The organism is Acidiphilium multivorum AIU301, assembly GCF_000202835.1.
Taxonomy (GTDB): domain Bacteria; phylum Pseudomonadota; class Alphaproteobacteria; order Acetobacterales; family Acetobacteraceae; genus Acidiphilium; species Acidiphilium multivorum.
Window position 1 is genome coordinate 2,827,415 of the sequence record NC_015186.1, and the last position, 21,969, is coordinate 2,849,383.

Annotated in this window: 20 protein-coding genes and 1 pseudogene; 15 read left to right on the forward strand and 6 right to left on the reverse strand. The window is 65.7% G+C overall.

From position 1 onward, the window contains the following. Positions 1-255 precede the first annotated feature (255 nt). On the reverse strand, positions 256-2,682 hold the full coding sequence (locus ACMV_RS12750; protein ID WP_013640662.1) for a YbcC family protein: 2,427 nt from the start codon (positions 2,680-2,682) through the stop codon (positions 256-258). A 19-nt stretch (positions 2,683-2,701) separates the two neighbouring features. Beyond that, complete coding sequence (locus ACMV_RS12755) at positions 2,702-4,261, reverse strand: proton-conducting transporter transmembrane domain-containing protein (protein ID WP_013640663.1); 1,560 nt, start codon at positions 4,259-4,261, stop codon at positions 2,702-2,704. Positions 4,262-4,368: 107 nt separating this feature from the next. On the opposite strand from ACMV_RS12755, the gene ACMV_RS12760 reads away from it, so the two are divergent. The 14 genes from ACMV_RS12760 to ACMV_RS20870 all read left to right on the forward strand — a co-directional run bounded on the left by ACMV_RS12760 (position 4,369) and on the right by ACMV_RS20870 (position 17,611). After that, positions 4,369-5,244, forward strand: a complete 876-nt coding sequence (locus ACMV_RS12760; RefSeq protein WP_035188059.1) for a LysR family transcriptional regulator — start codon at positions 4,369-4,371, stop codon at positions 5,242-5,244. A 172-nt stretch (positions 5,245-5,416) separates the two neighbouring features. Continuing rightward, a complete protein-coding gene (locus ACMV_RS12765; protein ID WP_013640665.1) occupies positions 5,417-6,433 on the forward strand; it encodes an IS110 family RNA-guided transposase in 1,017 nt (338 codons plus the stop codon). Between the two features lie 1,006 nt (positions 6,434-7,439). Beyond that, positions 7,440-8,051 carry an RNA polymerase sigma factor gene (locus tag ACMV_RS12775; RefSeq protein WP_231295271.1) on the forward strand — a complete coding sequence of 204 codons (612 nt, stop codon included), beginning with the start codon at positions 7,440-7,442 and terminating at the stop codon, positions 8,049-8,051. Then, on the forward strand, positions 8,048-8,476 hold the full coding sequence (locus tag ACMV_RS12780; RefSeq protein ID WP_013640667.1) for a hypothetical protein: 429 nt from the start codon (positions 8,048-8,050) through the stop codon (positions 8,474-8,476). Before ACMV_RS12775 ends, ACMV_RS12780 begins: the two co-directional genes overlap by 4 nt. Continuing rightward, the gene (locus ACMV_RS12785; RefSeq protein WP_013640668.1) at positions 8,473-9,009 is read left to right on the forward strand and encodes a periplasmic heavy metal sensor; all 537 of its coding nucleotides are present in this window, start codon (positions 8,473-8,475) and stop codon (positions 9,007-9,009) included. The genes ACMV_RS12780 and ACMV_RS12785 overlap by 4 nt, the downstream gene beginning before the upstream one ends. 89 nt (positions 9,010-9,098) lie before the next feature. After that, positions 9,099-9,287 carry a hypothetical protein gene (locus ACMV_RS12790; RefSeq protein WP_013640669.1) on the forward strand — a complete coding sequence of 63 codons (189 nt, stop codon included), beginning with the start codon at positions 9,099-9,101 and terminating at the stop codon, positions 9,285-9,287. Between the two features lie 48 nt (positions 9,288-9,335). Then, entirely contained in the window at positions 9,336-9,602 is a 267-nt protein-coding gene (locus tag ACMV_RS21550) for a hypothetical protein (RefSeq protein WP_013640670.1), read from the forward strand. A 13-nt stretch (positions 9,603-9,615) separates the two neighbouring features. After that, a complete protein-coding gene (locus ACMV_RS12800) occupies positions 9,616-10,971 on the forward strand; it encodes a DUF1800 domain-containing protein (protein WP_013640671.1) in 1,356 nt (451 codons plus the stop codon). A gap of 5 nt (positions 10,972-10,976) precedes the next feature. Then, positions 10,977-12,194 carry a DUF1501 domain-containing protein gene (locus ACMV_RS12805; RefSeq protein ID WP_041665363.1) on the forward strand — a complete coding sequence of 406 codons (1,218 nt, stop codon included), beginning with the start codon at positions 10,977-10,979 and terminating at the stop codon, positions 12,192-12,194. A gap of 59 nt (positions 12,195-12,253) precedes the next feature. Then, positions 12,254-13,873 (forward strand): cryptochrome/deoxyribodipyrimidine photo-lyase family protein, encoded by a 1,620-nt coding sequence (locus tag ACMV_RS12810; RefSeq protein ID WP_013640673.1) that lies wholly within the window; start codon positions 12,254-12,256, stop codon positions 13,871-13,873. Positions 13,874-13,925: 52 nt separating this feature from the next. Continuing rightward, entirely contained in the window at positions 13,926-14,327 is a 402-nt protein-coding gene (locus ACMV_RS12815; protein WP_231844407.1) for a hypothetical protein, read from the forward strand. A 199-nt stretch (positions 14,328-14,526) separates the two neighbouring features. Beyond that, positions 14,527-16,128: a tyrosine-type recombinase/integrase gene (locus ACMV_RS12820; protein WP_013640675.1), complete on the forward strand. Its 1,602-nt coding sequence runs from the start codon at positions 14,527-14,529 to the stop codon at positions 16,126-16,128. Then, positions 16,128-17,252 carry a site-specific integrase gene (locus ACMV_RS12825; RefSeq protein ID WP_013640676.1) on the forward strand — a complete coding sequence of 375 codons (1,125 nt, stop codon included), beginning with the start codon at positions 16,128-16,130 and terminating at the stop codon, positions 17,250-17,252. The genes ACMV_RS12820 and ACMV_RS12825 overlap by 1 nt, the downstream gene beginning before the upstream one ends. Before the next feature lie 200 nt (positions 17,253-17,452). After that, on the forward strand, positions 17,453-17,611 hold the full coding sequence (locus tag ACMV_RS20870; protein WP_013640677.1) for a hypothetical protein: 159 nt from the start codon (positions 17,453-17,455) through the stop codon (positions 17,609-17,611). 73 nt (positions 17,612-17,684) lie between these two features. Here the strand turns inward: ACMV_RS20870 and ACMV_RS12830 are convergent, their stop codons facing one another. Beyond that, a complete protein-coding gene (locus ACMV_RS12830) occupies positions 17,685-18,764 on the reverse strand; it encodes an IS5/IS1182 family transposase (RefSeq protein ID WP_013640678.1) in 1,080 nt (359 codons plus the stop codon). A gap of 29 nt (positions 18,765-18,793) precedes the next feature. Here ACMV_RS12830 and ACMV_RS12835 point away from each other — a divergent pair, with 29 nt between their 5' ends. Continuing rightward, positions 18,794-19,084 (forward strand): hypothetical protein, encoded by a 291-nt coding sequence (locus ACMV_RS12835; protein WP_013640679.1) that lies wholly within the window; start codon positions 18,794-18,796, stop codon positions 19,082-19,084. A 272-nt stretch (positions 19,085-19,356) separates the two neighbouring features. On the opposite strand, the pseudogene ACMV_RS21225 reads toward ACMV_RS12835, so the two are convergent. The 3 genes and pseudogenes from ACMV_RS21225 to ACMV_RS12840 form a co-directional block, all read right to left on the reverse strand. Next, a pseudogene (locus tag ACMV_RS21225) lies at positions 19,357-19,473 on the reverse strand (IS5/IS1182 family transposase); the annotation flags it as partial. Positions 19,474-19,574: 101 nt separating this feature from the next. Then, positions 19,575-20,306 (reverse strand): hypothetical protein, encoded by a 732-nt coding sequence (locus ACMV_RS19960; protein ID WP_013640680.1) that lies wholly within the window; start codon positions 20,304-20,306, stop codon positions 19,575-19,577. 12 nt (positions 20,307-20,318) lie between these two features. Next, positions 20,319-21,800 (reverse strand): hypothetical protein, encoded by a 1,482-nt coding sequence (locus ACMV_RS12840; RefSeq protein WP_231844408.1) that lies wholly within the window; start codon positions 21,798-21,800, stop codon positions 20,319-20,321. Positions 21,801-21,969: the final 169 nt, after the last annotated feature.

Here is a 21,969-nt window from a genome sequence, read left to right on the forward strand (position 1 = left end):
GGCACACGGAGGCCAGTGGGCCTGCGGGGCCGTGGCCATCTTGAGCTTGATGTAAAAGCACGCGCTTCCGCGGCCGTGCACGTGGTGGTCGCCGCATAGCGAGACCTTCCAGCCGCCGAAGGAGTGGAACGCAATCGGCGTACCCGTGGCGTCAGTGAATAGTATCCAACTCCAACGTGGCGAGATGGTTTATGGCCCGGGTCATGATCTTGGCTCCAGACCTGAATTCGCGCTGAGGGCTGTCCAGGCATGGCGTCAGACCGACACCTTGAGACGCTGCGACGCGGCAGGGGCATCCAGGTTTCCCATCGCCGACCACTGAAGATCGCCTGCATAGCGCCAGGCCATGCGCCCAGCCTCATCGAGGGCGAACAGATGTAGCCAGCCGTTGTCAAACAGCGCCCGCACGTCAGCGTGCCGGCCAAGGATCTCCGACATCGCCTCACGCGGCGCCTCGATGCAGACCGACAGACGCAGCGGATCGTGCGCGTAACGCTCGCCGTCATGAACCGATTGCCAAGGCAGGCCGACGCGCAAGAGCCCGCCGTTACCCTCGACCACGCCGATCCCGCCGGTGACGTTGTGCAGGAGCTTGTTGCCGCCCCCGAACACGTCGGGCGCCACGGTCGAACCATAATATTGCAAGCTGATCCAACTCGCCACGACGACCGGAGCTGTCAAGATCAACTCAAGAACGCTGAAGCTCTTGTCCTGCTTCCAGTCGTAATCATGCAGGAAGGCCCGGCCTCCCAGGCTTTTGCCGGCAGTGCGCCGGCGCGGAGCGGCGATGAAGGCTTGGCATCCCGCGAGCGCCCATTCCGGCCGGGTCTCGGACCAGTCGCGGCCCCTCTTGGGAAGAGAGGCATCGCTTGCGGCGCGAGGCAAGCGGAGGGCGCGCTCGGTTCGCGCAATCTTGCCCGCCGATGTGAGCCAGAGTCTCGCCTGATCGAGGTCGCCCCTGTGGGCGGCGGAGGGATGATCATCGAGATAGAGGGTCACGTCGTCAGTCGTGGTATCGTGCAGGGCCGCCACGAAGTGCGTGTCGTCTGGAATCTCGATACCATTCCGCGAGAGTCCCCCTCTCACCTTCGCATCGTTCAGAAGCGACGCGAGCAGCCTGGCGTTGACCTCACCCGAATACCCGCCGCAGGCTCCGCAATGCAGCGCGCTGGCGTGAGGATTATTCACGACATTTGCGCCGTGACCCACGAACAGAACGAGCCGCGCGAAATCGCGCGTCAGGGACATCGCGCGAAGCACGGTCTCTGCAGTCTCAACCCGAGTCGCCAGGTCAGGAGCGGGATCGAGTCGAGGCGACGGGTCGCTTGGCGGCGGGGAGACTTGCAATCCCAACGCATCCGTCAGGAGCTTGCCCACATAAACGGGACCGGTCGCCTCGACGAAGGCGAAGGAGGAGACTGCGGCGAGCTTGAACCGGCCCCAGGCGCGTCTTGCGCGCGTCTTTACACGCGTGGACTGATCCTTCGCGTGGGCATCCAGGCCGCCAGAATACGACCTGAGTGCGGGATTGAGCAGAACAGGCAGCCGCCTTTCCTCGACGTCAGAAGCGAAGCGCCGGTGCGAGGTCGTCAGACCAAAAAAGCCCGCAAAGCCTATCGTCTGGATTCGGGGATCCATGCTCTCGAGCGCCCTGCGAAAGACCTCCGAGCGAACGTCGATGCAAAAGGCGGTCTGGAGCGCGGGCCGGTCATTGAGCGCGTGCGGTGAATGCTCCGCCAGCGTTTGGGCCAACGCGCGCTGGGCGGCATGTTCGGCAGCCGCCTGAAGGATGGCATCGATTGCAATATCGCGAGTCGGCTCAACAGGCGCCGCATGCGCCGTCCGGACGCCACGCCACGCGGCGGCGATCTCAGCATCATACTGCAGAAAGAGCGCTTCTTCCCAGATCAGCCGGATCGCGAGGAAGTCCGTGATCGTCTCGTCCGCGCCGCCCGCGAGCTCGGCCTGCCAAAGCTTGTAGCGGGCGTAGTGCGCCCATCCCCCAAGCGTCATGAGCATCTGATGGAAATAGGTTTCGGCCGCATCCGCAGGGAGGCCAAGCCGAGCAACGACCCGTTCGACTATCGCCAACGCGGTTTCTGGCGCCTCCGATACATTGAGGGCGAAGTCCCGAAGGCCGGCGATTTCGGGCGTGAGGTCGTGGGCGGCAACCGCCCTCCAGGCGGCGTAGGCGCGCTTCCCCTTCGGAGCAGCCCACAGCGCCTGTCCTTCGTCGAAATAGCCGGCGGCCCAGGCTCCGAAGCGTTCGGCGATGATACCCGGCCAATCGATGCCGGATGCGTACGCCGCGAGTTCGGCGATCGTCGGAAGGGCTTTCGGCGGCAGCGCTTCTGCGTTAGCTGCGGATTTGAGAGTCGATATATCGACTGAGAGCGAGCCGACCGGCGCGCTCGCTATCGCCGCCTCGAGATCAGCTTCGCTGATTACGCCCGCTGCGATCTTCTGAGCATACCAGCGCCGGGGCATGGTGACGCGAGCGCCAGCGACCCGAGCGAGCCGGGCGCCGACCTTGGCGAGTGGCTCCTCGGTTTGCCCCAGAAACGGATTGACCGCGACGCTCGACGCCAGAGGCCAGGCCGGCGGTATCGCCCGGGCGGCGCGATCCATGGCGATCGTCAATGCCTGAGGGTTGGGCCAGGATGAAGGAATTTTGTTGGTCATGGTCGTTCTTCCTGGTCGGTTAGGATGGGTTGCGCACAGACCAACCGCCGATTAGCCGGTCGAAGATCGCGTTGGCGTAGAACCCGTTCGAGAGATGCACTCGCAGCCCAGCGGCGGCGGGGTGATAGGCCCAGAGCGGAAACATGGCCTGCAAGACGGCAACGAGACCAAAGCTTGCGACCGTCAGTGCTATCAGCGCCCATTCCAGCGGACCGGGGTGCGGCGGCACCGGCAGGACATTCGCGGTGATCGAGATCGCCGACCACTGCAGAGCGAAGTAGCCGAATGAGGTCGCCACGGCATAGGCCACCGTGCGCTGGGTGAGCGCGCGGGGCGCCGCGTCAGCCAATCCTTGGGCCAGCATGTAAGCGACGCCGAAGATCAGAATCGCGCCGAGCGCGATCTCCTGAGGAGACTTGTGTTCGAAGCCGAAGCAAGCGCCGACGAAGACGTAGATGGCGAGCGCCGACAGAAAGGCACGCGCCACGGCGCCAGCCTTCGGGATGGCGACCGGGCCCGGCCTGCGGATTGCAGCCACACGCTCAACGGCACCGCCGGAAGCGAGGAATGAATGGGCCTTGTAGAGCGAATGCGCCACGATGTGCAGCAGCGCCAGGGGGAAGAGAGCCAGGCCGCACTCCAGGATCATGAATCCCATCTGGGCGACGGTAGACCAGGCGAGCGAAGTCTTGACCGCGGGCTGCGTCAGCATGACCAGACTGCCGAAGAGCGCGCTGAATCCGCCGATCACGACGAGCGCCGCGAGCATGCCCGGCGCCAGTAGCATGACCTCTGCAAAGCGGATCAACAAGAAGCCGCCGGCGTTGACGACACCGGCGTGGAGGAGCGCTGACACCGGCGTGGGCGTCTCCATGACTTCGGTAAGCCAGCCATGAACAGGAAACTGAGCCGACTTGAGCACGGCGGCGATCCCCAGAAGGCCCGCGGCGGCGATGGCTAGCCCTCCGCCCGAACCTGACCGCGCGGCCGCAAGGATAGCCCCTATGTCGAATGTTCCATACGCAGCGACCAGCAGGAAAGCGGCGCCCAGAAGCGCGGCATCGCCGAGTCGCGCTGTGATGAATTTCTTTCGCGCCGCGCGCTGCGCGGCAATCCGCTGCGGATAGAAGAGCAGAAGCCTGTGCAGGAAGAGGCTGGTGGCGATCCAGGCGATCACCAGTTGGAACAGGTTCCCGGCGGTGACCAGGAGCACCACAGATGCCAGCGTCAGGCAAAGCCAGCCGGTGAAAGCACCTTGGCGGGCCTCTCCGTCCAGGTAGGTCCGCGCATAACGGACGACGATCCAGCCGACGAACGTGACTAAAACCAGCATGGACGCACTGACTGCATCAACTCGGGTACAGAGACCGACGCCTCGAAGCCCGACGACGGGACTGTCACCCGCGCCCAAGAGTATCAGGCCGATCGCTGATGAGATCGCTGCAAGCAATGCGAGGAGCGAAGCGGCTTCAGCCAATGAGGGGGCCAGTTTGGGCCGACGACCACGATCGAGGAATCCGGTTGCTCCTGCGAGGAGCAACGGAACGGGCGCCGACATCGGCGCGAAAAATAGCTGCACGAAAATCCCCTTCAAAGGCAAAAACTGTTCGGGCAGGGTCGTACCCGATTATGAAATCCGGAAAAAATTCATTGTTTCTGCAAATTCATTCGCTTTAATAGAACGTTATGAGGGATCTGAACTACAATCACCTACGATACTTCTGGGCGGTGGCTCATGAGGGGAGCCTCACACGAGCAGCAGAGCTCATGAACCTGTCTCAATCGGCTCTTTCCGTTCAAATTCAGAAGCTCGAACATCAGATGGGGCATCCGCTTTTCGAGCGTGCGGGCAGAAAGCTCGTGCTGACGGAAGCCGGCCGGATCACGCTCGACTACGCCGACACGGTGTTCAAGACGGGTGACGAACTCATGAGCACCTTGCGCGGACAGCCCCTGGCCACCCGGCAGGTTCTTCGGGTCGGCGCGCTGACGACCCTGTCGCGGAATTTCCAACTTGAGTTCCTCCGACCGTTGGTCGGACGATCGGATGTCGAACTGATCGTTCGATCTGGAAACATCCGCGATCTGCTCGCCCAGTTGGAAGCCCACGCAGTCGATGTGGTTCTGGCAAACAGCGCTGCGCCGCGGGACGCGCGATCCTCGCTGCGTAATCATTTGCTCAACGAGCAGCCTGTCAGCCTGGTGGGCCGCCCGCGTCGAACCAGGCGCAAGTTCAGGTTTCCGGATGATCTAAAGTCGGAACCAATCCTCTTACCCAGCCTCGATAGCGATATACGTGTCGCGTTCGACCGCGTCCTCGAGTTGGCCGGGGTCAGACCCACGATCCTCGCCGAGGTCGATGACATGGCAATGCTACGCTTGCTGGCTCGCGAGCGAGAGGGCGTCACCCTTGTGCCGCCGATCGTCGTTCGTGACGAACTGGATGCCGGCGTCCTCGTTGAGCACTGCCGGATACCAGAGGTTACGGAGACGTTCTATGCAATCATTCAGAAGCGCCGCTTTCCCAATCGGCTTCTGGGCGAACTATTAGATGCCGGTTAGGTCGAAAGGGTCGCGACAGCCGCAACGCCTTTTCCTTTAAGGGCGTTTTTTTGACCTGTTTGAATCGATGGGTGATTCCCGCTGACGTAGAATTCTGTTGGGGTGGACGGCCCAACGGCATCCAATGTGCCAATATAGGGTCGAACAACGAACCTAATGAAAGGGCCGCCCAATGGAATTTAAGCGGATTTTTATAGACACGTCCAAGCATGTTTTTACGATCCATGGGGTCGATGACCAGGAGCGCCCGTTACTCCGGCGCGAGATCAGGCGGGCTCAGGTTGAACCGTTCTTCGTCAAATTGGCTCCGACGGAGGTGGTTCTTGAAGCTTGCGCAGGCTCGCACCACTGGGGGCGGGTGTTGGGCGGTATGGGCCACCGGGTCAGGTTGATCCCACCGCAATATGTGAAGCCCTTCGTGAAGCGGAGTAAAAATGATCGCAACGACGCAGAAGCGATCAGTGAGGCAGCATCCCGCCCGACCATGCGCACGGTTCCGGTCAAATCGGTGGATGAGCAAGCGGCAGCAATCATCGTGAAGCACCGGGAACTCTTGGTGAATCAACGAACCCAGGCGATCAACGCGTTGCGGGGGCACGCGGCGGAATTTGGCATCGTTGCCGCCAAGGGCTGCGCGAACGTCTCAGCATTGCTTGTTCTCCTGTCTGCCGAGGAAGCGATTCCAGCAATTGCAAAGGCGATGTTTGAGCAAATGGGTCAGCATGTGACGGATCTCGATGCAAAGATCGACGCACTGGAGAGACAGCTGCTCGAACAGCACAAGGCCAACGCGGTCAGCAAGCTCCTCGCCGCGATTCCCGGCGTTGGGGCAATCACCGCGATCACCATGGCGCTCAATGTGAACCCCGCGAATTTTGAGACCGGGCGGCATTTTGCAGCGTGGCTCGGGCTGACTCCGCGAGAGCATTCCACCGGCGGCAAGCATCGTATGGGAAAGATAAGTAAGGCAGGCAATGAGAGGTTGCGACAGTTGCTCGTGGTCGGGGCGATGGCGGTGATCCGCTTCGCTAAACCAGGCAGCAAATCAGCGACCGCTTGGCTGTTGCAATTGCTGGAGCGGAAGCCGCGCAAGGTCGCGGCGATCGCTCTGGCCAACAAGATGGCCCGGATCATCTGGGCCATGATGGCGCGTGGTGAAGCGTATCGGCGTCAGCCGGTAGCCGCCTGATCCGCGCGCCGGTGCCGAGGGTTTAGGGGCAAACAGGAGATGGTTATCGGTCGAACCGACGAGCAACAAAATCCGTCTGAATCTACGGCAGTTCCATGCCGCAATTTCTGTTTGGATGTTGCTCGCGGCACCCATCTGGGCCAGCGGTCAGACCACCGCGTCAAAGGCCGGACACATGACCGCATTCGAACCGATACCAAATTCTGCTTTAACGACTTGAACCCAACGGGCCGTCCACACATGATTCAGAGTCCGCGCTGATAAAGGATGTCGTCCTGGATGGGGCTGCCTCTCTCGATGGATTTGCGCGTGCGGCTTCTGGCTGCGGTTGATAATGGTTTGAGTTGCAAGGCGGTGACGGCGCAATTTGGCATTGCGCCTTCGCCGGCGCTAGCTTCGTAGGCACTTGCTCCGCTCTGTCGACCTTGTGGGTATCGACATATCCGCGCCGGAGTTCAGATTCGAGGCAAGACTAATCGCAGGTGCTGATGCCGAATCAGATACTATGGACCGGCTGGAAGCCGTGAGCTTATTCGATGAGGAGAACTAATCTTCGGGATTCCATGTAGAATTGGGGCTATTGGTGAGTCCGCGTCCCTATGAACGCCGCACCCAGCCCAAATTCGTCAAGGCGCATACTCAGACCCTCAAACCACCTCGATCCCAGGGTTCTTCGAAATGTCCGGGTGCGGCTGCTCCGGCGCGGCCGCGAGCAGGCAGTGCCACTGCCCTTCACCGACCCGCAGGCGGCTCGACGCTACTCTGCTCGCCCGGGCCGAGGCCTGCCGGGCGGAGTTGCTGTGCGGTGTCGCGGCGGTGCGGCTCGGCCTCGAACTCGGCGACGGGCGCAGGCTTGCGAGCGGCACGCTGTTGCTCGCGACCGGCACCCTTGCCCGCGCGTCGGCGGGCCTGCTACCGCTGGTACGGCTGGGTTGAATGCGCGCACGGCGAGAGGCGCTCCCGCGCCGGCGACGGAAACCCGTCGCCCGTGCGTTGAATGGGCCGGATGCCGACCGGATGGGCCGGTCGGCGCGGCAACCAGCGCAAGGCGGGCACCCGCGAGGACATGACAGACCCGGACGGGGACCCGGATGCGGACCTGCTGGCAAGGATCGGCATGGGCGAGGAGGCGGCGTTTCGGACGCTGATGGCGCACAAGCTGCCGCGCGTGCACGGGCTCGCGCTGCGGCTGCTGCGCGATTCGGCGCTGGCCGACGACGTGGCCCAGGAGGTGTTCCTGCGGGTCTGGCGGCAGGCGCGGGCTTGGCGGCCGGGGGCGGCGCGGTTTGATACCTGGCTGCACCGCGTCGCGCTCAATTTGTGCCTCGACCGGTTGCGGCGGCGGCGGGAAGTGGCCGTCGCCGAGCCGCCGGACCAGGTGGACCCGGCGCCGGGGGCGGATTTCATGCTCGCGCGCGACGCCGAGGCGCGGCGCGTGGAGCGCGCGGTTGCCGCCCTGCCGGCGCGCCAGCGCGAGGCGCTGGTGATGCAGGTGTATCAGGGATTGTCGAATATCGAGGCCGCGGCGGCGCTGGGCATCAGCGTCGAGGCGCTGGAAAGCCTGCTTGCCCGCGCCCGCCGCGCCCTGCGCCAACAGCTCGAGGATCTGCGACCATGACGCCCGAACGCTTCGCCGCCCTTGCCGCCGCCTATGGCGGCGCGATCGACCGCTGGCCCGCCGACGAGCGCGACGCCGCCCGCGCCTTTCGCGAGGCCGATCCGGCGGCGGCGGACGCCATTCTCGCGGCCGAGGCGGCGCTGGATGCGACGCTGGCGCGCTGGGCGGTGCCGGCGCCGGGGGCGGCGCTGGCCGGGCGGATCGCCCGCGATGCCGCGCGGCGGCGGGCCTTGTGGCGGCGCGGCCGGCTCTGGCTCGCCGGGCTCGGCCTCGCCGGTGCGCTGGCCAGCGGCGGGGCCATCGGCGCCGTGCTGGTCGCCCGCCTCGTGCCGGCGGGCGGGGCGGCTTGTTCGCAATCCCTCACCGTGCTCGGCGCGCCGGTGCCATCCTGCGGAAATGCCGCCAACTGGAGTGATACGCTGTGACCACCAGCCGCTTGCAGATCGGCCTCGTTGCCTCGCTGCTCGTCAATGCCCTCATGATCGGCGCCTTTGGCGGCGGGCTCGCGGTGCTGTCGCACCGGGGCGGCTGGCACAGGCCGCCGCATCGCCATCCCGGCCCGATCCAGACCGCCGGCCACGCCCTGAAGCCGGCGGACCGCGCCCGCTTCCGCGCCGCGATGCTCGCGGTGATCCGCGACAATCGCGACCTGATCCGCGACGCGCGGCTGCGCCGTCAGCAGGCGGGGGCGCTGTTCGTCCGCCCCGACTTCGACCGCGCCGCGATCGCGGCACTGCTGGCCAGGGCGCGGCGGGACCGCGCCGAGCTGCTGGCGAAGCTCGACAACGCGGCGCTGCGCTTCGCCGCCACCCTGCCGCCCGGCGAGCGGCGGAAACTGGCGCGCGGCCTCGCCGAACACGGCGAGCTGCAACGGCGGGGCGGCCGTTTTGCGCCCCCGCCAGGTGGGAATTTTGCTCCGCCGCCGCCGGGCGGGGATTCGGTGGCACCGAAGGGCTGAAGGTGGCGACGGATGTTCGGCACCCGCGCGTTGAACGGGATACATGCCCCACGCGGTCGACGCGCCACAGATCATTGAGGATCTCGCCCATGCTGTCTCGTACGCTCCGTTTTACGCCCACCCAGGATGCACGGCCGGGCCGGGCGGCGCGGATCGCGCGGCGGGCGGTGGCCGCGATCCTGCTCGCCGGGCTCGCCGGCGGGCTTGCGGGATGCGTGGTCTATCCCGCCGGGCCGCGCCATGGCTGGTGCTACTGGCACCCCTATCGGTGCCGCTGAGCGCGCCGATCCGGCATTGTTGCAACGCTCAAGGACAGGGCTGACGACATGACATACAAGTTCAGCACCATCGCTTTCCGGCGCCCGGCGCGGGCCGCGCTCGGGCTTGCGCTCGGCCTCGGCCTCGCCGCCGTGCCGCATGCCGCCCGCGCCTGGGGACACCCCTGGTGGGGGCCGCGTTTTGCCATCGGCATCGCCGTGCCGGCGCCCCTCTATCCGCCGCCCGTCTATGTCGCGCCGCCGCCGCGCGTCTGGGTGCCGGGGCATTACAACTGGCGCGGCAGGTGGATTCCCGGCCACTGGCGCTGGCGCTGAGCGGGCGGCGGCGATGACCCTCGCATCCGCACGGGCGGTGACACTCACGCCCGCACAGGCGATGATCCGGTTTGGCCTGGGCGGACGGCCAGACCAGAAGCCGCCGACCGATCCGCGCGCCTGGCTGCTCGGCCAGCTCGACGGGCCGGACCCCGCTCTGGCAACACCCTCCTTCGCCGGACTGCCGAGCGGGGCCGCCGCCCTCGCCGCCCTGCGCGACGACCGGATGACGCGCAAGCGGCTGGCGCGGCAGGGACTCTCGCTCAAGGATCATTTCAAGCCGCGCAGCCGGGAGATGTTCCGCGTCGATGCCGCCGCCCAGCTCGGCTGGGCGCTGCGCACCAACGCGCCGTTCCGCGAGCGGCTGGTGTGGTTCTGGGCGAATCATTTCACCGTGTCGATGCGCCAGGGCGGCACCGCGGCGCTGATCGGCCCGTTCCTGCGCGAGGCGATTCGCCCGCATGTCACCGGCCGGTTCACCGACATGGTGCTGGCGGTGGAGCGGCACCCGGCGATGCTGCTTTATCTCGGCAATGCCGGGTCGGTCGGGCCGGACAGCCGGGCCGGGGTGCGGCGGCATCGCGGGCTCAACGAGAATCTCGGCCGCGAGTGCATGGAGCTGCACACGGTGAGCCTGCGCGCGGGCTACAGCCAGCAGGACGTCATCGCCATGGCGAAGCTGCTCACCGGATGGTCGGTCGATCCGAGGGCGGAGCCGACCGGGTTCCGCTTCCGCCCCTTCGCCCATGAGCCGGGGCCGCAGACGCTGATGGGGCGCAGCTTTCCGCCGGGCGAGGCGGGGGGCATCGCGGCGCTGCGGTTCCTCTCGACCTATCACACCACCTGGACGGCGCTGGCGACCAAGCTGGTGCGGCATTTCGTCGCTGACCAGCCGCCGGCGGCGGCGGTTGCGCATGTCGCCGGCGTGCTGGCCGGCACCCAGGGCGATTTGCGGGCGGCCTCGGCGGCGCTGGTCGATCTGCCGCAGGCATGGAGTCCCGGGCGCAAGATCAAGACGCCGGTCGAGTATTTCCTCTCGGTCGGCCGCGCGCTCGGCGAGACCGAGGCGAAGGTGCCGGCGGCGCTGGGCATGCTGCGGCGGCTCGGCCAGCCGCTCTGGGCGGCGCCGTTGCCCGATGGATGGTCGGATCTCGGCGGCGACTGGAGCGGGCCGGATGCGGTGCTGGCGCGGATCGACTTCGCCTATACCATGGCCGGGCGCAGCCACGACCGCGCGCCCGCCGCCATCGCCACGGCCGCACTCGGCGCGCAGCTTCGCCCGGAAACGCTGGCGGCGGTGAGCACCGCCGGCTCGCCGCGCGAGGCGCTGGCGCTGCTGTTCGCCTCTCCCGAATTTCTCAGACGGTGACCGACATGAACCTCTCCCGCCGCGCGACGCTGCTGGGCCTCGCGACCGTCGCAACCCTGGGCCGGACCCGGCTCGCCCTCGCCGCCGCGCCGACCGAGGCGCGCTTCGTCGTCGTGCTGCTGCGCGGCGCGCTCGACGGGATGGAGGCCGTCATTCCCCATGGCGACCCCGATCTCGCGCGGCTGCGGCCGGGCCTCGTGCCGCAGGCGGCGTCGTGGCACGATCTCGGCGGGTTCTACGCGCTGCACCCGGCGCTGGCGCGGTTCCACACGCTCTATGCCGCGGGCGAGCTGCTGGCGGTGCACGCGATCGCCGGCCCGTATCGGACGCGCAGCCATTTCGAGGCGCAGGATCTGTTGCAGACCGGTGTCGAACAGATCGGCATGAATTCGGGCTGGCTCAACCGGCTGATCGGCGAGCTGCCGGCGGATGGCGATCCGGGCGGGATCGGGCTGGCGGCGGGGATCGGCACGCCGCTGATCCTGCGCGGGGCGGCTCCCGTGGGCGCCTATGCGCCGGTCGGCTTCGCGCAGCCGGATCAGGGCCTGTATGCGGCGATCGGCCGACTCAACGCGGGCGATCCGGTGTTCGGCCCGGCGATCGCCCGCGGGCTCGGCGCGCGGCGGTTCGACCGCACGGCCTTCGCCGCCGGGGCGGCACCAGCGATGGACGATGAGGAGATGATGTCGCCGGCGGGGCGTGCCCGCCCGGCCGATCGCTACGGGTTTCCCGAGCTTGCCGCCCGGGTGGGCACGCTGCTCGCCGCGGCACAGGGGCCGCGGATCGCCGCCTTCCAGCTCGAAGGGTGGGATACGCATGTCAACCAGATGCAGTTGCTGCCCGGCCCGCTCGGCGGCCTCGATCGCGGGGTGGCGGCGCTGAAAGCGGCACTGGGCGTGGCCTGGGCGAAGACCGCGGTGCTGGTGATCACCGAATTCGGCCGCACCGCGCGGATCAACGGCACGCGCGGGACCGATCATGGCACCGCGACGGTCGCGTTCCTTGCCGGCGGCGCGGTGCAGGGCGGGCGGGTGCTGGCGACCTGGCCGGGACTAAAGGACAGGCAGCTGTTCCAAAACCGCGACCTCGCGCCGACGGCGGATCTGCGCGCGCTAGCCAAGGGCGTGCTGGCGGCGCAGTTCGGGCTGGGGCCGCAGGCGCTCGCGCGGATTTTCCCCGAGAGTGCGGCGATTGCGCCGATGGGCGGGCTGCTGCGCGCCTGAGCGGTTCGTCTGGTCCGCCGCGTCTTGTCCGATCGGCGCGGGCGATTATTTCGGGCGGCATGGGAACGGGTGTTTCGGTTGTCTGGTTCAAGCGCGACCTGCGGCTTGCCGATCACGCGGCGCTGACGGCGGCTTCTGCTGCGGGCACCGTGCTGCCGCTGGTGATCGTCGAGCCGGAATACTGGCGGCTGCCGGATGTCTCGCACCGGCAATATGCGTTCCTTGCCGGCTGCATCGAGGATCTGGCGGCGGCGATCGCGGCGGCGGGCGGGCGGCTTCTGGTGTGCGTCGGCCCCGCGATCGAGGTGCTGGAGGCGCTGCGCCGGCGGCTCGGCGGGTTCGCCCTGTGGTCGCACGAGGAGACGGGCAATCGCTGGACCCATGCGCGGGACCGGGCGGTGCGGCGCTGGGCGCGGGCGCAGGGGGTGGCGTGGACCGAGCTGCGCCAGTTCGGCGTGATTCGTGGCCCGGCGCTGGATCGCGACCGCTGGGCGGCGCACTGGGACCGGATGATGGCGGCACCTTGGCTGCCGCAGCCACGCGGCATCGCCTGGGCGGCGCTGCCGGAGGGACTCGCTGCCGGAGGCGTGCCGGCGGCGGCGGCACTCGGCATCGCGCCGGACGGGTTGCGGCATGGCCAGGCGCCGGGGCGGGCGGCGGCTCTCGAAACGCTGGGCTCGTTCCTCGCCAGCAGGGGCGAGGATTATACTAGGGCGATGTCATCACCGGTGTCGGGCGAGGCGGCGTGCTCGCGGCTTTCGCCCTATCTCGCCTATGGCTGCGTCTCGATCCGCGAGGCGGCGCAGGCGGCCTGGCGGCGGCAGCGCGAGGTGCCGGCGGCCAGCCGCTGGGGGGCGGCGCTGCGCTCGTTCATCGCCCGGCTGCACTGGCATTGCCATTTCATCCAGAAGCTGGAGGCCGAGCCGGAGGCGGAGTGGCGGCCCTTTGCCCGGATCTACGAGGGGATGCGGCCGCCGGCCGATCCGGCGCGCCTCGCCGCCTGGGCGGAGGGGCGGACGGGGTATCCCTTCATCGATGCGGCGATGCGCTACCTCGCGGCGCATGGATGGATCAACTTCCGCATGCGGGCGATGCTGATGTCGTTCGCCAGCCATGACCTGTTCCTGCCCTGGCAGGAGAGCGGCTTGGTGCTGGCGCGGCTGTTCACCGATTACGAGCCGGGAATCCACTGGCCGCAATGCCAGATGCAGTCCGGCGAGACCGGGATCAACACGGTGCGGGTGTATTCGCCGGTCAAGCAGGGATTCGACCAGGACCCGGCGGGCCGGTTCATCCGGCTTCATGTACCGGAGCTGGCGGCGGTGGCGGGGGCGCTGGTGCATGAGCCCTGGCGGCTCGACGCGGCCGAGCGGGCGCGGCTCTGCCCGGAGTATCCGGCGCGGATTGTGATCCATGAGGAGGCGGCGCGGGCGGCGAAGGCGGCGCTGTTCGCGCGGCGGCAACTGGCCGAGGCGCAGCGCGAGGCGGATGCGGTGCAGCGCCGCCACGGCTCGCGTCGGGGACGGGCCCGGCAGCAGCGCGACACACGCTCCCGTGCAGCGCCGGGGCAGCTCGTGCTCGATCTCGACGGCGTCGCCGTGGCGCCAGATGTCGAAACGATGAAGGTTACTCGCACGGGGCTTGGGGACGGGGTTGGGGTTACGAAGCGCCGACCCTGACCGGAGAACGTCCATGAGAATGCGCGGATGACCGTTCGAGGTCGAAGCCCTTTTGGCGAAGCGGATTGTCGAAGGAGGCTGGCACGTAGCATCGGCGGCGCATGCAACGCCAACGCACGGCGTGGGGGTGATCCGGCGCGGAGCGACCCGGCGTCTCCGCGCCCTGTGCCGGCTGCTGCTGGCGATGGGGGACCGTGGGGCCTATTCGATCGAGCAGGACGTGGCGGGCACAAGATACGGGCGCCGGGAGATGTCGGACCCGGCGGACTTCGCGGTGACGTGCTGCGCCTTGCTGTGGATCTCATTCAGGAACGAACCGATCGGGGGACGCTATCCGAAGGCGGGCACGTTCTCGCGGTTCGTGGAAGAACTCCTGCACGAAGCGCTCGGAATCTTTCCCGGCATCGGAACTGCGGAGCGCCCTGCGCCGGTTCCACGGCGCGACAGTGACTGAACACACTTAACATCCGGGTCGGGGCGATGTTCCGCCCGCAGCACCAACCGTTGCGGAAGCCATCGCGCTCGTTGCCTCGTGGAGCGATCTCGCGAACGAACGTCGCCGGAGCATCATCTCCTCTCTGCGCGCACTCACCCGCATCGCCGGGACCGATCCGGCCCAGCTGCGCCTCTGCGCGGCGGAGCTGAACGACAGGGTGCTCTGCAAGCCACCCCAGCTGTTCGGCATCTCGGCGACCTCGATGGCAACCGTGCGGTCGAATACACGCTTCGCGATGCGCCGCCTCGGCCGGCTGGAGCCGCGAGCGCCCCTCGATGCCGACTGGAGATCACTTCGCGACGGCCTCCCGTCCCGGGCGGCAATCACCCTCACCCGCTTCATCGAGTTCCACAGCCGCGAGGGCATTCCGCCGTCCACGGTCTCGGATGCGAGCTTCGAGCGCTGCCAGGCCTGGATCCGTGCCGCGACCCTCTGCCGCAGCCCGTCCCGGCTGTTCGCCCAGATGCGCTATCAATGGAACAAGGCCGCACGTGAACAGCCCAATCTCGGGCTGCCGATCCTCGGCGCCGCACGCCAGCGGGTCCGGTGCACCGTCCCGCTCGAGACCATGCATCCCGACCTGCAGGCCGATATCGAGCGCATGCGGCGCCACCTCGGCTGTTCCGATCTCAATGATCTCGATGCCGATCACCTCCGCGGCGATCATGACGACGGTCTGGCCGGTCGGGCATCACCATCCCCGGCGCCACGGCGGGCGCTGCGCGCCATCACCATCGAGGAGCGCATGCGCCATGCCCGCCAGGCCGTCTGGGCGCTGGTGCAGACCGGCGTGCCGCTCGAGGAGATCCGCGGTATCCGCGACCTCGTCGTGCCGGTCGAGCGGGCCCGCCAAGCCATCCGCTTCATGCGCGACCGCGCCGGCAAGCAACGCTCGGCCCCGGCCGGCCATGTCGCCGAGATCCTCCGGCAGATCGCCAAATTCCATGTCGGCCTGCCCAAGGCAGAGGTCGAGCGCATCGCCGGATGGAAGAAGGCGGTGACGCCCGAATACAGCGAGATGACCGAGAAGAACCGGCGACGCCTCGAGCCGCTGCTGACGCCGGAGGCCGAGCAGAAAATTCTCGCACTGCCAGCAGTGCTGATGGAGGAGGCGGAGGCTTTGCTGCCCAGTTCCGGCGTGCTCGCGGTCAGTGCGGCCAAGCGCGCGCTGGTGCTGCATCTGGGTCTGTTCTACGCGTTCCGGGTCAGCAACCTGCTCGGCCTGCGCCGGGATCGCCACTTCATCGGGCCGGGCCATGGCAGCAGCGCGATCACCCGCTTCCTGATCCCGGCCGGGGAAGTGAAGAACCGCGTGACCATCGATCGCCCGGTTCTGCCCCTGACCAGCGACATGATCATCGCGTGGGAGCAAAAATTCCGCCCGCTGATCGCCGCAGCCGACAATCCCTACCTCTTCGCCGGCGTGAAGGGGCGGCCGATGACGCGGCAGGCGATGGGCAGTACGCTCGCGAGGATCGTCGCCGAGCGGGTGGGCTGCGAGATCAATTCCCATCTAGTCCGCCATCGCGCCGCGGTCGCCCATCTGAAGAGATATCCGGGGGATTTCGAGGTCATCCGCGTCCTGCTCGGCCACAAGACCGATCGGACGGCACGCAAATCCTATACCGGCCCCGAGAAGGACAGTGCGTTCGACCGCTTCGACCAGACCGTGCTCGAGCAGATGAGGACGCTCCGCCCGCGGAAATCCGGGCCCGACCGCAGGACGGATCGCCGCAGAGCGATGGGAGGGAGAGCGTGATGCGTGACCTTGGGGAACAGAAGCCGGCGTCGCGGGACGACGCCCGGCTTGCGCGGCGGCTTGCGCGCTATCTCGCCACCTGGCCGGCGATCGACCGGCAGCGATGGGAGCAGAACTGTGCGCCCGCCGATCCGCTCGACGATCCCGGATATGGCAGCACACTGCGCCTCGCCAGCCGGCTCAAGATCGCCAGGGGCTATACCTACTGGCTGCGGTTCCTCGACGAGGCCGGATGGCTCGACCCTGCAGCGCCACCCGGGGCCCGGATCTCCCATCCCCGCAGCGCCGCCTGGTTCCGTGCCCTGATGGCGCGCGGCAATGCGCCCTTCACCATCGCCGGCCGCTTCGCCGAACTGAACCTGGCGATCCGGGTTCTGGCACCCGAGGCCGACCGGACCTGCATCCTCCAGCCCAACGGCGCCTCGGTCCGTCAGCGCCTGTTCATGGACAAGCGTGAACTCCTCATCCCCGATACCCGCATCCTCTATGCCGAGGGGCTGCGCCTGATGGGGACGGCGGAGCAGTGCCGGACGCGGCGCAAGGCGCTGCTCCAGTTCCGCGACGGGCTGATCTTCGCGGTGCTGAGCGCCCGCGCCCGCCGCCTCCGCACCACGGCACAGACCATGGCAACGGACAATCTCCACAAAGTCGACGGCCGTTACCGGATCGATTACCGACCCGACCAGATCAAGACCGCACGGCGTGACAACGTTCTGCTCCCCGCTCGCCTGACGCCATTCATCGACCGCTATCTCGGCGAGATCCGCCCCGCCCTGCTGCGTGGCACGGATCATGGCGCGCTCTGGGTCGGCACGCTGGGCAAACCGCTCGCTGAGCCGGGGATCGAGAAGCTCGTCCGGGTTCGGTCCAAAGCCCTGCTCGGCGTCGCGATCGGGCCGCACCGGTTCCGCCACGCGCTCGGCACCACAGCACCCCTGGTCAATCGCACCGAGCCCGGCCTCGCCCGCGCCGTGCTCGACATCAGCGACGCGGTCGTGGCCGGGCACTACAACCGGGCCAATGCCATCATCGCCACCGAATTCTTCCAAGCCGAGATGCTCGCCGCGACCCAGGCGGCGAACGACCACGCGCGGCTGGAGAAGATCAGGCGGCGGAGGGAATGAATTGCTCGACATTTAGAGCAAATATCGCACGAATATTTCTATAACACATTGAAATACTTGTTTATATTCCCACATCTGGTGAGCAGACAGTCATCCTGGCGTCGCCGGGGAGAAACCACCTAAACGCTCCTCCGGCCCTGTCTGCGCCGGGATCCGATCCCAGCCACGCCATTCCCCAACCATATCATCAGGAGACCACCATGACCGATCCGGTCACACCGGGCACGGCACTCGTTGCCATGCCCGCCGATCCCGTGCGCCTGAACGCCGTCCGCGATCAGCTGGACACCCGTATTTACCCTTGCGGATTTAGCGGTTGGTTGGATCTGAATCTGGATACGGCGCTCTTGGCCGTTTGAAGGGCCTTATTTGACCGTCTGCGTGGGTCGCGGAGGCCGCGATCGGTGCCGCAATCCCGAGGTCTGGACGGATTCATCCCATGGCTTGGGCGCGTTCATGGAAGATGAGCCGGTCGAAATTGTAGGCGATATTGGCCAGGATGAGTTTCGCCTCGGCCCGCGCGATGCCGATGGTGCGGATGAACAGGCCGAACCTGTTCTTCTGGTGGGCGAAGACGTGTTCGACATGGGCACGGATCGACGATTTCGCGGCATTGGCCCGCGCGATATTGTGCGGCATCGGCTTGCCCGCCGGCTTGCGTCTGTGGATGCGGCTGACCAGCATCCTTGAAGCCAGCCATTTCTCATTCTTCTGCGAACGATAGGCACTGTCGGCCCAAACCTCCGAGGAAGTGTTGTCCGTCGTCACCAACCGCGGCAGCACCCGGCCATCCGCATGGGATGCGGATGTCACCGCACTCTCCCGGATGAAGCCGAAGCGTCGGTCGATCGCGATGTGGGATTTGTAGCCGAACACCGGCAGCGCAATCTGGGGCAGTGGCGTGCCGTCCGGCCGATACCGGATCTTGCCGCCGATCTTGAGCGTCCACCGCGCGTCCGTGTCTTTTTGCGCTGCCTTGTGGGGCTCGTCCGGCCAGATCTCACGCGCTGTCTTGCCGGCCTTGATCGCCTCCTTCTCTACGTCCGTGTTCCGCTGCTTCGGCGCCGGCACCAGCGACGCATCGACGATCTGGCCCGACATCGGGATGTAGCCCTTCTTCTGCAACTGCCAGTCGAACGCCTTCATCACCCGCTTCAGCGTGCCGGTCTCGGTCAGTTTGTTACGGAACAGCCGGATCGTGTTCTCATCCGGCGTCGGCCCGCCAAGATCAAAGCGCAGGAAGCGCATCCAGGACAGGCGGTCCCGGATCATGAACTCCATCCTGGCATCGCTCAGATTGTGCTGGGCCTGAAGGATCAGCGCCTTGAACATCGAAACAGGGTCGAAGGGCGGGCGGCCACCCCTGGCTCCGTCCCCGTAGCCCAGCCCGTCAATCAGCCAGCCACGGAAATGCTCGAAATCGACCGTCGCTTCCAGAACCTCCAGCGGGTCCCCGGTCTTGCTCAGACGCTCAAGATGCTCCGAAAGCCCGAACAGCGACCACGCCTCCATCCACACGCCTCCAATTCACGACCGCCTCAGTGAATCACGAATTCAACAACACTCACAGGGTTAATGCGGGTGTCCAGCTCAGCACGGATCTCGATACACTCGAGTTCGCGATGCACACGCTCGACGTCGTCGCCGCCATGCTCGGCGGCGACGGCGAGGACCCCGCCGATGCCATGGACACCGCAACCGCCGCCCGCATCCGCCGCGACAACATGAGCGCCATCCGCCATGCCTGCCGCCTCGTGGAAAACCGCGGCAACCGCGCCATCGCCAGCGGCAGGAACCTCCTCGCCCTCACCGATCCGAACTCATCCACATGACAACGCCCCCTCGTCCCAACTCAGGACGAGGGGGCTTTGTCGTTCTGCGAACATCACAAACGCGCTACGGACGCTCAGCGCCCATGTTGGTCATTCGCGGGGCTGGGTCCTATCCCCGAAAGCAGTCGTTCCGCCAAAAGCAGGAGGTAAGTATCTCTAATTTTGTCGTGTGTTAGGCGGGTTCTGCGGCAAAACACGCGACAAATGAATTCGAGGAAAAACAATGTGTTGTGGCTCGCCGACAGCCTGTCGCGAGTTTTACAAGTTATGCGACATGGGCTCGGCGCGGGCAAGAACGGCGAGAGGAGTAACCACTCCGCGTCAGTCACGTCACTTCCACAGCGCAGCCCAGTGCGGCTATGCTGCGCACGGGTGGTTGGCGTCCACATGGTGTCTCCGGCAAGGCTTCGAACACCTGCCCGAAATCACATCCGGCCCAACCATCCAACCGCTCATCAAAGCCGTTCCACTTCCATTCCGAAATGGCCTCTTATGTTTTCGTTACGTTTGTATTCACCAGATCACGAACCAGCGTGAAATCTGGTGCTTCTGGTCCCAGCCCAGGATTTGGCGCTCCCAAGGGAGGCTTTTGGGCTACGTAAGGACGCCAGGCTGAAAATAGAGAAAGTTGCAAAAAATGTGATTGTTTCCAATATTCATGTGGGTTTGGTGGCTGTGGGAGTATATTTTCTAGTCGTTTGGCATGCATCAAAGCCAACTTCAGAGGGTGAATACCTTTTGGAACGGTCAGCGGAGGAATAATTTGACCGGATCGGATCCCCTTGGCGGTGTCTTCCAAATCCGCGACGAACTTTATTTCATCCGGTGTCAGCGGATCTCCAAATAGATGAATATCCGCCACCAGATCGTCGATCTGCGCCGCGACAACCGGGAAATGCCGAGGCTTGAGCAAGCCAGGGCCTTGCAAGATACGCTTTAACTCCCCCAAGGCTTTGGCGATTTCCTTGGAGTCATCCACCTCGCAGGAACCAACGACGTAGCAAAGCGTGCCGATCCAGCTCTTATGCACGGGAACAGGCAAGCGCTGCGCGTCGATCTCCTGCTTGAGCCAGCGGAGCTGATAGACCACGCGGCCATGCGCGGTTTCGTTCGAGGCGGGGTAGTCCTTGAAGGCGTCGAGCAGGAACGCGATGCGCTCCATGGCATCTTCATATTCTTCTTCAATGCCAGGGCCGATGATCTCAGGCGTAATGGGGATCATGGAAATGTTCCTCTATTTACCAAAGCTGACCGCTGAAGGCGGCAATGAAACCTGAGAGCCGCCACCGGTCATGAGCAGCTTTCCTTCATCCACGCCACCCGCCCCATTATCAAGATTGAACAATTCCGAAGCGGAATTGATCTGTGACGTGACGCCTGTTGTTGGTGCCGTGACCTGCCCTTGGAATATTGTTTGGGCCATATTGTAACATGGTAAAGCTAGATATTGCTTGACCCCGGCGGCGTTCGTCACGTTCAGATTCTCATCGACATATCCCTGATTGATCAACTGATTCATGCCATTCTGGTCCAGAATATAGGGGCTGGGTGTATCAGGGTTGTAGCCAAGATTCTGAATTTTGTAGATATTATCGCCCGCGGAGTAATCGTTGGTGCCAAATTTGGAGCCGCTATTCAGAATTTGGTCGATCTTGTCGTCGTCCCACGCTGGATTTCCACTTGAGTCGAGTTGGCTCTGTAACTGATTGATGGCAGTACGCTGGTCAGCCGCAGGCGCGGTTGAATCATAAACGCTATCCGGTGTGAATTGATCGGCGCGCCGGGGATATGTAACGCCATCATTCCCGTTGTTGTAGCGTTGCATGATATCGTCGGTCGAGCCGCGCGCCGGATACGCAGCCAGAACCTGATGGCGTGGGGATTTGGGAGGTAGGGGTTCATCCTCTGCCTCTGGCGCCTTGGGTTTCACCTCATGCACGCGCCTGACGATTTCGCGGAGCAGGACGAGCAGGCCCAGCGAGACCAGCGCCGCCGCGGCCAGTTTGGCGGCGAGTTTGATCTCCTCACCCGTCGTGGCGTGGCCGGCCTTGATCACCGCCTCGACGAAATCTTTTCCGGCAATCAACCCCGCCCAACCGAACTGCCACCAGGCCAGCCCGGCGATCATGCCGTCCACGATCGCATCCGCCCCTGGCAGCGCCTGCACGACCGCGATCCCGCCGAAGAACAGCGCCATCACTGCAAAGTTCTGCGGTGTCAGGAACGCCCTGAATTCCGCCCGGCTGGCCTCTCCAAGACATTCCGGGATCGCCTCGAACATGGCGACCACCTTCTGCCCGCCGCTCCAGCCGGATACCGGGCCGCGGCCCGGCAGGACCCCACTGCCGGCATCGCCGCGGATCATGCTGCGATGCGGGTCTCTCGCGAAACGGAAGACCGCAAGCGCACCGTGGCGGACATCCTCCTGCAACTGCCGGATCAGGAGTGCCGGCGGAACCTCCTGACGTTCGTTGCGCCAGGCCGCGTAGAAGCGACGGATCGCCGCAAGATTGCCCGGATGACCGAAAAATGGCGTGGCGCCCTGGCGCATGGCGTCGAGCATCTGCTCGAATTCAAGCCGGCCGAGGGTATCCGACCCCTGATACGCCTGGAACCGGTGGACTTCCCTCGTCTCCGCCGAGGTGGGCAGGATGAGATAGACTGCGTGGAGGCTTCGCAATTCCAGATGGAGTGCTTGCGGATGGGGCATTGCCATCCACGGATGCGGTCCAGGTGATCCTGAAAGTGCATTTCCCATCCGCGCCACGATACAGCATCATTATTGGAATCAGAAAATGCGAAAATCAGGAATTTCGCACGAGCGTGGCGAACTTGGGGGGGGGTAGCAGCAGCGGGCAGCTGTAATTACAGCGGTCGGATAGGGG

Bases quoted from the DNA above. Each gene is read 5' to 3' on its own strand.
- ACMV_RS12750 (WP_013640662.1), bottom strand. From the start codon at position 2,682: ATGACCAACAAAATTCCTTCATCCTGGCCCAACCCTCAGGCATTGACG.
- ACMV_RS12760 (WP_035188059.1), top strand. From the start codon at position 4,369: ATGAGGGATCTGAACTACAATCACCTACGATACTTCTGGGCGGTGGCT.
- ACMV_RS12765 (WP_013640665.1), top strand. From the start codon at position 5,417: ATGGAATTTAAGCGGATTTTTATAGACACGTCCAAGCATGTTTTTACG.
- ACMV_RS12775 (WP_231295271.1), top strand. From the start codon at position 7,440: ATGCCGACCGGATGGGCCGGTCGGCGCGGCAACCAGCGCAAGGCGGGC.
- ACMV_RS12780 (WP_013640667.1), top strand. From the start codon at position 8,048: ATGACGCCCGAACGCTTCGCCGCCCTTGCCGCCGCCTATGGCGGCGCG.
- ACMV_RS12790 (WP_013640669.1), top strand. From the start codon at position 9,099: ATGCTGTCTCGTACGCTCCGTTTTACGCCCACCCAGGATGCACGGCCG.
- ACMV_RS21550 (WP_013640670.1), top strand. From the start codon at position 9,336: ATGACATACAAGTTCAGCACCATCGCTTTCCGGCGCCCGGCGCGGGCC.
- ACMV_RS12800 (WP_013640671.1), top strand. From the start codon at position 9,616: ATGACCCTCGCATCCGCACGGGCGGTGACACTCACGCCCGCACAGGCG.
- ACMV_RS12805 (WP_041665363.1), top strand. From the start codon at position 10,977: ATGAACCTCTCCCGCCGCGCGACGCTGCTGGGCCTCGCGACCGTCGCA.
- ACMV_RS12810 (WP_013640673.1), top strand. From the start codon at position 12,254: ATGGGAACGGGTGTTTCGGTTGTCTGGTTCAAGCGCGACCTGCGGCTT.
- ACMV_RS12825 (WP_013640676.1), top strand. From the start codon at position 16,128: ATGCGTGACCTTGGGGAACAGAAGCCGGCGTCGCGGGACGACGCCCGG.
- ACMV_RS20870 (WP_013640677.1), top strand. From the start codon at position 17,453: ATGACCGATCCGGTCACACCGGGCACGGCACTCGTTGCCATGCCCGCC.
- ACMV_RS12830 (WP_013640678.1), bottom strand. From the start codon at position 18,764: ATGGAGGCGTGGTCGCTGTTCGGGCTTTCGGAGCATCTTGAGCGTCTG.
- ACMV_RS19960 (WP_013640680.1), bottom strand. From the start codon at position 20,306: ATGATCCCCATTACGCCTGAGATCATCGGCCCTGGCATTGAAGAAGAA.
- ACMV_RS12840 (WP_231844408.1), bottom strand. From the start codon at position 21,800: ATGGCAATGCCCCATCCGCAAGCACTCCATCTGGAATTGCGAAGCCTC.